This is a genomic window from Streptomyces sp. NPDC051322 (genome assembly GCF_040689485.1).
GTDB lineage: Bacteria > Actinomycetota > Actinomycetes > Streptomycetales > Streptomycetaceae > Streptomyces.
Genome location: NZ_JBFBAK010000001.1, coordinates 218413 through 230427 on the forward strand (window position 1 = coordinate 218413; position 12015 = coordinate 230427).

The window sequence follows — 12015 nt, forward strand, 5'->3', positions numbered from 1 at the left end:
GGTGACCGGCCCGGGGCGCGGGAGGTGCTGAGCACGCTCCCGCGCCGGCGGGCGTCAGGGTACGAAGGCCGGGGGGCGTCTCAGGCGGCTGCCCGGCGGCCGCCCTGGCCGCCTCGGCTCTGACCGCCACGGCCCTGACCGCTGCGACCCGCCGCGCTGCGGCCCTGGCCGCCCTGGCCCTGCCCCTGGCCGCCACGGCGGCCGCGGCTGCGGCCCGGCTGGCCGGCCGACGCCGTGCTGCCCGCTGCGGGCCGGCTCGGCCGGGAACGGCGCTGCGGCTGGGTGGCCTGCTGCGGCACGTCGATGACGACGGCCACACCGGAGGGCTCCCGTGCGCCGGTGATCCGGGTGAGCTCGTCGTCGCCGGAGTTCAGCCGGGCGGTCCGCGGGGTGATGCCGGCGTCCGACATCAGCCGGGTCATCTCCCGCTTCTGCTCCGGGAGCACCAGCGTGACGACGCTGCCGGACCCGCCGGCCCGCGCGGTGCGTCCGCCGCGGTGGACGTAATCCTTGTGGTCGGTCGGCGGGTCCACGTTGACGACCAGGTCGAGGTCGTCGATGTGGATACCGCGGGCGGCGACGTTCGTCGCGACCAGGACGTTGACCAGGCCGTTCTTGAACTGGTCGAGGGTGCGGTTGCGCTGCGGCTGCGAACGGCCGCCGTGCAGTCCGCCCGCCCGCACTCCGCTGGCGAGCAGCCGCTTGACCAGCCGGTCCACCGAGCGCTTGGTGTCCAGGAAGAGGAGCACCCGTCCGTCGCGGGCCGCGATCCGGGTGGTGACGGCCTTCTTGTCGGTCTCGTCGGCGATGTAGAACACGTGGTGGTCCATGGTGGTGACCGCACCGGCCGACGGGTCCACGGAGTGCACCACGGGGTCGGACAGGAACGTCTTCACCAGGCGGTCGATGTTCTTGTCCAGGGTCGCGGAGAACAGCATCCGCTGTCCGCCGGGCTCCACCTGCTTGAGCAGCGCGGTGACCTGCGGCATGAAGCCCATGTCGGCCATCTGGTCGGCCTCGTCGAGCACCGTGATGCCGACCTGGTCGAGGCGGCAGTCGCCGCGCTCGATGAGGTCCTTGAGGCGGCCGGGGGTGGCCACGACCACTTCGGCGCCGCGGCGCAGCGCGCCGGACTGCCGGGAGATCGACATACCGCCCACGACGGTGGTCAGCCGCAGATTCACCGAGGTGGCGTACGGCGTCAGAGCGTCCGTGACCTGCTGCGCGAGTTCCCGGGTGGGTACCAGGACGAGGGCCAGCGGTGCGCGCGGTTCGGCGCGTCGGCCGGCGATGCGGGCGAGCAGGGCGAGGCCGAAGGCGAGGGTCTTGCCGGATCCGGTGCGTCCGCGGCCCAGCAGGTCGCGGCCCGCGAGGGAGTTCGGCAGGGTGGCTGCCTGGATCGGGAAGGGGTCGGTGACGCCTTGCGACCCGAGGGTCTTCAGCAGGGCGGCGGGCATGTCCAGCTCGGCGAAGGCATCGACGGCGGGCAGCGCGGGGGTGATGGTGTCCGGCAGCGTGAATTCGGCAGGCCTGGGCGCTGCCTTTCGGGCCGGAGACTTTGCGGGGGCCTTGCCTCGGCCCCTCGGCGGACTGGTGCGTGCGGGGCGTGCCGGGCGTTCAGCGGAGCGGGTCATGCAGTTTTAGCCTTCCTGCCAGGTGTAGGACAGCACAAACCGGGACCCGCACCTTGGAGGTGCGGGCCCCGGTCAGCGAGGTACGCGTCCGACAATTAGGCCGGGACGATGTTCTCCGCCTGCGGGCCCTTCTGGCCCTGCGTGACGTCGAAGGAGACCTTCTGGCCCTCCTGGAGCTCACGGAAGCCCTGGGTGGCAATGTTGGAGTAGTGGGCGAAGACGTCGGCGCCGCCGCCGTCCTGCTCGATGAAGCCGAAGCCCTTTTCCGAGTTGAACCACTTCACGGTACCGGTGGCCATAACATTCTCCTCAACAGGTGCAGTGCCGGAAATTCGCACTTTACGAATTCCGCGTCGCCGCATTGAACCCCATCCGGAGAAAGCCGGAAAACAATAATGCGCCTGTCGGAGCATTCCCGTCAGGCGCACATAAAGTTCATGGGTACCAAAACTGCAACAACGTCAGCGTAGCACGCTTGTCGCCCGGATGTGTGGACGCCTTGGATCCACGTGTCGGCCGGGTGTTCCCGGAAACGGCGCCCCGTTCCGCGCGCCACGTCAACTCGCCCACCCGTGCAGACAGTTGAAATGATCCCGCGGTCGAACGTGGGCGTCCGCATCTTCGGATCCGTTCGATGACCGTCGTGTCGTCCCCGACGGCCGGCCTCGCGCGGGGGGACCGAGCGCGGTCGTCTCCCCCGCCGACGTTCACCCGTACGGGTTCGTCCCCGAGTGTCCCGCGGTCCTGGCACACCACCCCTCCGGGTGCCGGGCGGAAGTCGTGGCGGCCTAGGATTCGGGCCATGATCGCGGAAATGCAGTGCATAGTGCTGGACTGCCCCGACCCGGCCGCCCTGGCGGTGTTCTACCGGTCGGTGCTCGGCGGCACTGTCGACCGGCCCGATCCCCGCTGGTCGCTCGACGACGACTGGTCCACGCTGCACACCGGGTCCGGGCTGGTCCTGGCGTTCCAGCGGGCCGAGAACCATCGGCCGCCGGCCTGGCCCGATCCCACTCGGCCCCAGCAGTTCCATCTGGACTTCGGGGTGCCGGACCTGGACCGGGCGGAGGTGGACGTCCTGGACGCGGGCGCCCATCTGCTCGACGACAGCGCTCAGGGGTGGCGGGTGTACGCGGACCCGGCGGGGCATCCGTTCTGCCTGGTCCGGCACTGATCCCGGTCCGGCACCGATCCCGGTCCGGCACCGATCCCACCGCCGGTTACGCGGAGCGCTCGCCGGTGCTGCGCTCCACGCAGAACTCGTTGCCTTCGATGTCGGCCATGGTCGCCCAGCCGCGTCCGTCGGGCCTGCGGTGGTCCTCCACCAGGGTGGCGCCGAGCGCCAACAGCCGTTCGACCTCTTCCTCCCGGGTGCGGTCGGTCGGCTGCAGGTCCAGGTGGAGCCGGTTCTTCACCGACTTGGGCTCGGGGACCTGGATGAACAGCAGGCCGAAGCCGGGCGCCTGCACCAGCGCTTCCGGGTCGCCCGGCTTGTCCTCGTCGGTCAGCGGAATGTCGAGAACCTGGGCCCAGAAGCTGCCGAGCCGGTAGGCGTCGGCGCAGTCGACGGTCACATGGCGCACAAACGAAGTCATGATCGCCACTATGCCGCACCGGTCTCAGCGCCAGAAGGCGACCACCGCGGTGTGACCGTCGGCCCGCAGGACGCCCGGGGATTCGCCGGTCAGCAACGCGGCGTCGTGCGGGCCGAGTTCCGCTCCGCCTCCCTCGATGACCGCCGTCCCGTCGAGCACGACGACCAGGACGCTCCCGCCGGGCGGTACGCACACGGTGAGCCGGCCGCGTACGACGGCGGTGACCGCCTCGGTGAGCCCGGGGCGGTACATGACGTTGAAGTTGACCACCGGACCGTCGAGCAGTCGGCCGTATGTCCGGGCGTCCCCGGCGAAGTCCTGTGGCCGGAACCGCTCACCGACCGTTCGCCGGACTCCGTCGACCGTGAGCTCCATGCCCGCGCCCTCGGCCACGGTGAGGGTCCGGGTGACGCCGGGGAAGGCGGAGAAGGGACCGTCGCCTCCGACCTCGGCGAGGCTCACCCGCCAGGCGAAGTCGTCCATTCCGGCGCCCGGGGGCGCGGCGGCGATCTCCCGGGTGATGCCGCCGCCGTTCTTCCACGGCGTGGCCGTCCGCTCCGCGGCCCTCAGCAGTGTGACGGTCACGGTCGTACCGTCCCGTTGGCGCGGGCCGCCCGCAGCCAGGCCGGGAATTCGGACACCAGCCGGTCGTACAGCTCCGTGTCGGAGACCTTCCGGGGGTCGCTGCCCGCATGGAAGAAACCGGCGTTGTCGAGTGATCTGCGGGCGGGCACCGCGAGTTCGTCGAGCTTGCGGAGGAAGTCGAACTGTTTGCTCGCCGGGTCTCCGAAGCCGATGAACTGCCAGAACAGCGGGAGCTCGGCCGCCTTGCAGACGTAGCGCTCGGCGGCGAGTTTGTTGATGGGGCCGCCGTCCGTCTGGAAGACCACCAGGGCCGGCGCCGTCGAACCGCTGTCGAGGTAGTGGTCGATGACGGCGTCCATCGCCAGGTGGTAGCTGGTCTTCCCCATGTGCCCGAGGCTCGCGGCGATCTCGTTCACCCGTCCGTGGTGGTTGCTGAGCGCCACGTGCTCCACCGCGTCGACCTCGGTGGAGAAGAAGACCACGGGGACGGTGCCGTCGTCGTCGAGATGGGCGGAGAGTCCCAGGACGCGGTCGGCGAGGGCCTGGACGCTGCCGTCGTTGTAGTACGGCTTCATCGACCCCGAGTAGTCGATGACCAGGTAGACCGCGACCCGCTCACCGTGCAGGCCGTGCTTCTGCAGGGATATTCCGGCGCTCTTGTAGAGGCTGACGAGCGCGGGCGCCGTCTCCTGCATCTTCTGGAGGCTGATGGCCATGCGTCGCTCCCGCTCGGTCGTCCGGCCCGGGCCCGTTCGTCGGAGGGCCGGGGCGAGTTGAGCGTACGACACCGCCGGGACGCGCCACGGCGCCCACCCAGGGTCCGGTCGGGGACAGGGCAGACGCCGTGATCAGTTCCGCACCCCATTGTGCGGGACGTTCCGTGGAGCCGGTCAGACCACGAGTGCGCGGTCCGTCGGCTTGATCGGGGCATGCAGTTCGCTGGCGCCCGTGAGGAAACGGTCCACGCCGCGTGCCGCGGAGCGGCCCTCGGCGATCGCCCAGACGATCAGCGACTGGCCGCGGCCCGCGTCACCGGCAACGTACACCCCGGGGACATTGGTCGCGAAGTCGGCGTCCCGGGCGATGTTGCCGCGGGCGTCGAGCTCCAGGCCGAACTGCTGCACCAGGCCGTTGGCCTGGTCGGTGCCGGTGAAACCCATCGCCAGGGTGACCAGCTGCGCCGGGATCCGGCGCTCGGTGCCCGGCAGCTGTTCCAGCTTGCCGTCCTTGAACTCCACCTCGATGAGGTGCAGGGACTGGACGTTGCCGTCCTCGTCGCCCTCGAAGTGGGTGGTCGAGACGGCGTAGATCCGCTCGCCGCCCTCCTCGTGCGCGGAGGTGACCTTGTAGAGCATCGGGAAGGTCGGCCAGGGCTGGCCCGGGTTCCGCTCCTCGCCGGGCTTGGGCATGATCTCGAGCTGGGTGACCGATGCGGCGCCCTGGCGGTGGGCGGTGCCCACGCAGTCCGCGCCGGTGTCACCGCCGCCGATGACCACCACGTGCTTGCCCTCGGCGGTGATGGGGGCCACCGTGAGGTCGCCCTCCTGCACCTTGTTGGCGAGCGGCAGGTACTCCATGGCGAAGTGGATGCCGTTCAGCTCGCGGCCGGGTACCGGCAGGTCGCGGGAGACCGTGGCGCCGGCGGCGATGACCACCGCGTCGTACCTGCGGCGCAGCTTCGCGGCGTCGATGTCGCGGCCGATTTCGGTCTCGGTGCGGAACTTGGTGCCCTCCGCGCGCATCTGCTCGATGCGGCGGTTGATGTGCGACTTCTCCATCTTGAAGGCGGGGATGCCGTACCTGAGCAGTCCGCCGATGCGGTCGGCGCGCTCGTAGACGGCGACCGTGTGGCCGGCCCGGGTGAGCTGCTGGGCGGCGGCGAGGCCCGCGGGCCCCGAGCCGATGACGGCGACCGTCTTGCCGGAGAGCCGCTCGGGCGGCTGCGGGGTGACGTCGCCGCTGTCCCAGGCCTTGTCGATGATGGAGACTTCGACGTTCTTGATGGTGACGGGGGGCTGGTTGATGCCCAGCACGCACGCCGACTCGCAGGGTGCGGGGCACAGGCGCCCGGTGAACTCCGGGAAGTTGTTGGTGGCGTGCAGCCGCTCGCTCGCCGCCGACCAGTCCTCGCGGTAGGCGTAGTCGTTCCACTCGGGGATGAGGTTCCCGAGCGGGCAGCCGTTGTGGCAGAACGGGATGCCGCAGTCCATGCAGCGGCCGGCCTGCTTGCTGATGATCGGGAGCAGCGAGCCGGGAACGTAGACCTCGTTCCAGTCCTTCACCCGCTCCTCGACGGGGCGGGTCTGTGCGACCTCGCGGCCCGTGGTCAAAAAGCCCTTGGGGTCAGCCATTGGTCGCCGCCTCCATCATCTTCTCGGTGGTTTCGGTCTCCGAGAGACCTGCCAGCTCAGCGGCGTCCTTGGCGGCGAGCACTGCCTTGTAGGTGGTCGGGATGATCTTGTTGAAGCGGGCCACCGCGGTGTCCCAGTCGGCGAGGAGCTTCTCGGCCACGGTGGACGCGGTCTCCTCGTGGTGGCGGCGCACGACGTCGTGCAGCCACTGCTTGTCGGTGTCGTCGAGGGTCTCGATGGCGCCGACGTTGCCGACGTTCACGTTGTCGGGGTCGAGGTCGATAACGTACGCGACACCGCCGGACATTCCGGCCGCGAAGTTACGCCCGGTCTCGCCCAGCACCACGGCGTGGCCGCCGGTCATGTACTCGCAGCCGTGGTCGCCCACGCCTTCCGAGACGACCGTCGCGCCGGAGTTGCGGACGCAGAACCGCTCGCCGGTGCGGCCGCGGAGGTACAGCTCGCCGCCGGTGGCGCCGTAGGCGATGGTGTTGCCCGCGATGGTGGAGTACTCGGCGAGGTGGTCGGCGCCGCGGTCCGGGCGGACGACGACCCGGCCGCCGGAGAGGCCCTTGCCGACGTAGTCGTTGGCGTCGCCCTCCAGGCGGAGGGTCACGCCGTGCGGCACGAAGGCGCCGAACGACTGGCCCGCGGAGCCGGTGAAGGTGATGTCGATGGTGTCGTCGGGCAGTCCCGCACCGCCGAACTTCTTGGTCACCTCGTGGCCGAGCATGGTGCCGACGGTCCGGTTGATGTTGCGGATCGCGACCTGCGCGCGGACCGGCTGGGCGGCCTCGGCGGAGTCCGCGTCGAGGGCGTCGGCCGCGAGCTTGATCAGCTGGTTGTCGAGCGCCTTCTCCAGACCGTGGTCCTGCAGGGTGACCTGGTGGCGTACGGCGCCCTCGGCCAGCTCCGGCACGAAGAAGAGCGGCTCGAGGTCGAGCCCCTGCGCCTTCCAGTGGTTCACGGCGCGCTCGGTGTCGAGGAGCTCGGCGTGGCCGACGGCTTCCTCGACGGTCCGGAAGCCCAGCTCGGCGAGGAGTTCGCGGACCTCTTCGGCGATGAACCGGAAGAAGTTGACGATGTACTCGGCCTTGCCGGAGAAGCGGTCGCGCAGCACCGGGTTCTGGGTGGCGATGCCGACCGGGCAGGTGTCGAGGTGGCAGACGCGCATCATGACGCAGCCGGAGACGACGAGGGGCGCGGTCGCGAAACCGAACTCCTCGGCGCCGAGCAGCGCGGCGATGATGACGTCACGGCCGGTCTTCAGCTGGCCGTCGGTCTGTACGACGATGCGGTCGCGCAGGCCGTTCAGCAGCAGGGTCTGCTGGGTCTCGGCGAGGCCGAGTTCCCAGGGGCCGCCCGCGTGCTTCAGCGAGGTGAGCGGGGACGCGCCGGTGCCGCCGTCGTGGCCGGAGATCAGCACGACGTCCGCGTGTGCCTTGGAGACACCGGCGGCGACGGTGCCGACGCCGACCTCGGAGACCAGCTTGACGTGAATCCGCGCCTGCGGGTTCGCGTTCTTGAGGTCGTGGATCAGCTGGGCCAGGTCCTCGATGGAGTAGATGTCGTGGTGCGGCGGCGGGGAGATCAGGCCGACGCCGGGGGTGGAGTGCCGGGTCCTGGCGACCCAGGGGTACACCTTGTGGCCGGGCAGCTGGCCGCCCTCGCCGGGCTTGGCGCCCTGGGCCATCTTGATCTGGATGTCGTCCGCGTTGACCAGGTACTCCGAGGTCACACCGAAGCGGCCCGAGGCGACCTGCTTGATGGACGAGCGGCGTGCGGGGTCGTAGAGCCGGTCGGCGTCCTCGCCGCCCTCGCCGGTGTTGGACTTGCCGCCCAGCTGGTTCATGGCGATGGCGAGGGTCTCGTGCGCCTCCTTGGAGATGGAGCCGTACGACATGGCGCCGGTGGAGAAGCGCTTGACGATCTCGGAGACCGGCTCGACCTCGTCGATGGAGATCGGCTCGCGGTCGCTCTTGAAGCCGAACAGGCCGCGGAGCGTCATGAGCCGCTCGGACTGCTCGTTCACCCGGTCCGTGTACTTCTTGAAGATGTCGTACCGGCGCGAGCGCGCGGCGTGCTGGAGCCGGAAGACCGTCTCGGGGTCGAAGAGGTGCGGCTCGCCCTCGCGGCGCCACTGGTACTCGCCGCCGATCTCCAGCTTGCGGTGTGAGGCGGAGATGCCGGATGCGGGGTACGCCTTGGCGTGCCGGGCGGCGACCTCGGTGGCGACGACGTCCAGGCCGGCGCCGCCGATCTTGGTGGCGGTGCCGTTGAAGTAGGTGTCGACGAAGGACTGATCGAGACCGACGGCCTCGAAGACCTGGGCGCCGCGGTAGGAGGCGACGGTCGAGATGCCCATCTTGGACATGACCTTCAGGACGCCCTTGCCGAGCGCGTAGATCAGGTTGCGGATGGCCTGCTCGGCGTCCAGGCCCTCGATGAAGGTGCCCGCGCGGACCAGGTCCTCGACGGATTCCATGGCGAGGTAGGGGTTGACCGCGGCGGCGCCGTAGCCGATCAGCAGCGCGACGTGGTGCACCTCGCGTACGTCACCGGCCTCGACCAGCAGGCCCACCTGGGTGCGCTGCTTGGTGCGGATGAGGTGGTGGTGGACGGCGGAGGTGAGCAGCAGCGAGGGGATCGGTGCGTGTTCGGCGTCCGAGTGCCGGTCGGAGAGGACGATCAGGCGGGCGCCCGCCTCGATGGCGGCGTCCGTCTCGTCGCAGATCTCCTTCAGCCGGGCGGCGAGGGCGTCGCCGCCGCCGCCGACCCGGTAGAGGCCGGCCAGGGTGGCGGCCTTCATGCCGGGCATGTCGCCGTCGGCGTTGATGTGTATGAGCTTGGCCAGCTCGTCGTTGTCGATCACCGGGAAGGGCAGCGTCACACTGCGGCAGGCGGCCGCGGTGGGCTCCAGGATGTTGCCCGCGGGGCCGACCGTGGAGCGCAGTGAGGTGACCAGTTCCTCGCGGATGGCGTCCAGCGGCGGGTTGGTGACCTGGGCGAAGAGCTGGGTGAAGTAGTCGAAGAGCAGCCGGGGGCGCTCGGAGAGCGCGGCGATGGGCGAGTCGGTGCCCATGGATCCGAGCGGCTCGCCGGAGGTGCGGGCCATCGGCGCCAGGATGACGCGCAGCTCCTCCTCGGTGTAGCCGAAGGTCTGCTGGCGGCGGGTGACCGAGGCGTGGGTGTGCACGATGTGTTCGCGCTCGGGGAGGTCCTCGAGCTCGATCTCGCCGGTCTCCAGCCATTCCTCGTACGGCTGCTCGGCGGCGAGCGAGGCCTTGATCTCGTCGTCCTCGATGATGCGGTGCTCGGCGGTGTCGACCAGGAACATCCGGCCGGGCTGCAGGCGGCCCTTGCGGACGACCTTGGCGGGGTCGATGTCCAGGACGCCGACCTCGGAGGAGAGCACGACGAGGCCGTCGTCGGTGACCCAGTAGCGGCCGGGCCGCAGACCGTTGCGGTCGAGGACCGCGCCGACCTGGGTGCCGTCGGTGAAGGTGACGCAGGCCGGGCCGTCCCAGGGCTCCATCATCGTGGAGTGGTACTGGTAGAAGGCGCGGCGGGCCGGGTCCATCGAGTCGTGGTTCTCCCACGCCTCGGGGACCATCATCAGCACCGAGTGCGGGAGCGAGCGGCCGCCGAGGTGGAGCAGCTCGAGGACCTCGTCGAAGGAGGCGGAGTCCGAGGCGTCCGGGGTGCAGACCGGGAAGATCCGGTCCAGCTTCTCGCTCCCGAAGAGGGAGGAGGCCAGCTGGGACTCACGGGCCTTCATCCAGTTGCGGTTGCCCTTGACCGTGTTGATTTCGCCGTTGTGCGCGACGAAGCGGTACGGGTGGGCCAGCGGCCAGCTGGGGAAGGTGTTGGTCGAGAAACGCGAGTGGACCAGGGCGATGGTGGTGGCGAAGCGGCGGTCGGAGAGGTCCGGGAAGAACGGCTCCAGCTGCCCCGTGGTGAGCATGCCCTTGTAGACGATGGTGCGGGCGGAGAGCGAGGGGAAGTACACCCCGGCTTCACGCTCGGCACGCTTACGCAGGACGAAAGCCTTGCGGTCGAGCGCGATGCCCGTCGCGGGGGCAACGTCCTGGCCTGCGGCCGGGTCGGTGACAGCGGCGTCGGTGACGAAGAGCTGGCGGAACTCGGGCATGGTGGCGCGGGCGCCGTTGCCGAGGAGGTCCGGCGTGACCGGGACCTCGCGCCAGCCGAGGACGGTGAGGCCCTCTTCGGCTGCGATCGTCTCAATCTGCGAGACGGCGGCGGGGGTCTCGTCGAGCGGCAGGAAGGCGGTGCCGACGGCGTACGCACCCGCTTCGGGGAGCTCGAAACCGGCGACCTCGCGGAGGAAGGCGTCCGGTACCTGGAGCAGAATTCCCGCACCGTCACCGGAGTCCGGCTCGGAGCCGGTGGCGCCGCGGTGTTCGAGATTGCGCAGTACGGTCAGCGCCTGTTCGACCAGCTCATGGCTGGCCACACCGGTAAGAGTGGCCACGAACCCGACACCGCAGGCGTCGTGTTCGTTGCGGGGGTCGTACATCCCCTGCTGGGCGGGGCGACCGTCCATGGGCGACCAGGCGTGGATGCGCATCGGCTCTCCCGTCGTCGTCGTGGCATAGGCAAGTGCGTTGGGACGACGTTGGCCCTCTGCGAAATTTCGAGCAGGTTACATGATGGAACGGTTCTCGAAAAGCGGATGAATCATTCCAACATGCGGACACCGCGGGTGCGGTGGGGGTGGGGCCGAGGCGGCGGACAGGGTGACTGTCGGCCGGAATCGTCGACCCGGAGCGGAGTGGGCGTCATTGCCCTCGGCGCCTCCGCCTTATGCCCGCAGGGCAGCCGCTCGAAACCGTCGGGTAACCGACGAGTCATCGACTAATTATGTAGCGCCCTGCATAGTGTCTCATCCTACGGCGGTACCGAACAGTGCCCCGAGGGCGTAGGTGATGCCGGCGGCCGCTCCCCCCAGTGTGAGCTGCCGGAGCCCGCTGTACCACCAGGAGCGGGCAGTGACCCTCGCCACTACCGCACCGCACCCGAAGAGCCCGATCAGCGCGAGCAGCAGGGCCGGCCAGAGCGTACTGGCGCCGAGGAGGTAGGGCAGCAGCGGCAGCAGGGCGCCCAGCGCGAAGGCCCCGAAGGAGGACAGCGCCGCGACGAGCGGGGAGGGCAGCTCGTCGGGGTCGATGCCGAGTTCTTCCCTGGCATGGATCTCGAGGGCCTGCTCGGGGTCGGCGGACAGTTGCTCGGCCACCGCGGCGGCCAGCTCGGGTTCCACGCCGCGCGACACGTAGAGCTCGGCGAGTTCCTTCATCTCGTCCAGCGGGTGCTTGCGCAGTTCTCGCCGTTCGACGGCCAGCTCGGCCTCGACGAGTTCGCGCTGGGACGCCACCGAGGTGTACTCGCCTGCGGCCATCGAGAAGGCGCCGGCCGCCAGTCCGGCAAGCCCGGTGATCACGATGGTCCGGTGCGAGACGTCGCCGCCCGCGACACCCGTCATCAGGGCGAGGTTCGAGACCAGACCGTCCATGGCGCCGAAGACGGCGGGGCGCAGCCATCCGCCGTTGACGTCGCGATGGGTGTGATTGTCGCGATGCGCCACATGCAGCGTCGCCTCGTTCTCCATGATGGACATCGGTCCACGCCCCCTCTTCCGTTCATCAACAAGCTCGAAAGTACGCACGAAAAGAGCCTCCCGCCAGCAAGGAAGGCCGTACTTACCAAGGCGGAAGAGGCCCGGAACGGCACTGTGCCGACCCCGTCGGAAGCGCCGTCGAGAGATGGATCACACGGCGAGCTCATTGACGTCCGAGAAACCTGTAAGGACCATCTGTAAACGTTTCCAGTTCA

At 69.8% G+C, this 12015-nt stretch carries 8 protein-coding genes and 1 pseudogene; 1 reads left to right on the forward strand and 8 read right to left on the reverse strand.

The features are described 5' to 3' along the window. Positions 1-80: 80 nt before the first annotated feature. Positions 81-1634 carry a DEAD/DEAH box helicase gene (locus tag AB0436_RS01010; RefSeq protein WP_366465511.1) on the reverse strand — a complete coding sequence of 518 codons (1554 nt, stop codon included), beginning with the start codon at positions 1632-1634 and terminating at the stop codon, positions 81-83. A gap of 95 nt (positions 1635-1729) precedes the next feature. Continuing rightward, on the reverse strand, positions 1730-1933 hold the full coding sequence (locus AB0436_RS01015) for a cold-shock protein (protein WP_015607926.1): 204 nt from the start codon (positions 1931-1933) through the stop codon (positions 1730-1732). A gap of 503 nt (positions 1934-2436) precedes the next feature. Between AB0436_RS01015 and AB0436_RS01020 the strand changes: the two genes are divergently transcribed. Then, the gene (locus tag AB0436_RS01020) at positions 2437-2808 is read left to right on the forward strand and encodes a VOC family protein (RefSeq protein WP_366465512.1); all 372 of its coding nucleotides are present in this window, start codon (positions 2437-2439) and stop codon (positions 2806-2808) included. Positions 2809-2857: 49 nt separating this feature from the next. Here AB0436_RS01020 and AB0436_RS01025 read toward each other — a convergent pair. The 6 genes and pseudogenes from AB0436_RS01025 to AB0436_RS01050 all read right to left on the reverse strand — a co-directional run. Beyond that, a pseudogene (locus AB0436_RS01025) lies at positions 2858-3229 on the reverse strand (VOC family protein); the annotation flags it as partial. 24 nt (positions 3230-3253) lie between these two features. After that, positions 3254-3814 (reverse strand): HutD family protein, encoded by a 561-nt coding sequence (locus AB0436_RS01030; RefSeq protein ID WP_366465513.1) that lies wholly within the window; start codon positions 3812-3814, stop codon positions 3254-3256. Further along, complete coding sequence (locus tag AB0436_RS01035; protein ID WP_366465514.1) at positions 3811-4530, reverse strand: VWA domain-containing protein; 720 nt, start codon at positions 4528-4530, stop codon at positions 3811-3813. The genes AB0436_RS01030 and AB0436_RS01035 overlap by 4 nt, the downstream gene beginning before the upstream one ends. A 174-nt stretch (positions 4531-4704) precedes the next feature. Beyond that, positions 4705-6165 (reverse strand): glutamate synthase subunit beta, encoded by a 1461-nt coding sequence (locus tag AB0436_RS01040; RefSeq protein ID WP_366465515.1) that lies wholly within the window; start codon positions 6163-6165, stop codon positions 4705-4707. Next, positions 6158-10753, reverse strand: coding sequence for a glutamate synthase large subunit (gene gltB, locus AB0436_RS01045; protein ID WP_366465516.1), 4596 nt, complete (start codon positions 10751-10753; stop codon positions 6158-6160). The genes AB0436_RS01040 and gltB overlap by 8 nt, the downstream gene beginning before the upstream one ends. Positions 10754-11068: 315 nt before the next feature. Then, positions 11069-11800 (reverse strand): VIT1/CCC1 transporter family protein, encoded by a 732-nt coding sequence (locus AB0436_RS01050; RefSeq protein ID WP_366465517.1) that lies wholly within the window; start codon positions 11798-11800, stop codon positions 11069-11071. Positions 11801-12015 lie beyond the last annotated feature (215 nt).

Bases quoted from the DNA above. Each gene is read 5' to 3' on its own strand.
- AB0436_RS01010 (WP_366465511.1), bottom strand. From the start codon at position 1,634: ATGACCCGCTCCGCTGAACGCCCGGCACGCCCCGCACGCACCAGTCCG.
- AB0436_RS01015 (WP_015607926.1), bottom strand. From the start codon at position 1,933: ATGGCCACCGGTACCGTGAAGTGGTTCAACTCGGAAAAGGGCTTCGGC.
- AB0436_RS01020 (WP_366465512.1), top strand. From the start codon at position 2,437: ATGATCGCGGAAATGCAGTGCATAGTGCTGGACTGCCCCGACCCGGCC.
- AB0436_RS01035 (WP_366465514.1), bottom strand. From the start codon at position 4,530: ATGGCCATCAGCCTCCAGAAGATGCAGGAGACGGCGCCCGCGCTCGTC.
- AB0436_RS01040 (WP_366465515.1), bottom strand. From the start codon at position 6,165: ATGGCTGACCCCAAGGGCTTTTTGACCACGGGCCGCGAGGTCGCACAG.
- gltB (WP_366465516.1), bottom strand. From the start codon at position 10,753: ATGCGCATCCACGCCTGGTCGCCCATGGACGGTCGCCCCGCCCAGCAG.
- AB0436_RS01050 (WP_366465517.1), bottom strand. From the start codon at position 11,800: ATGTCCATCATGGAGAACGAGGCGACGCTGCATGTGGCGCATCGCGAC.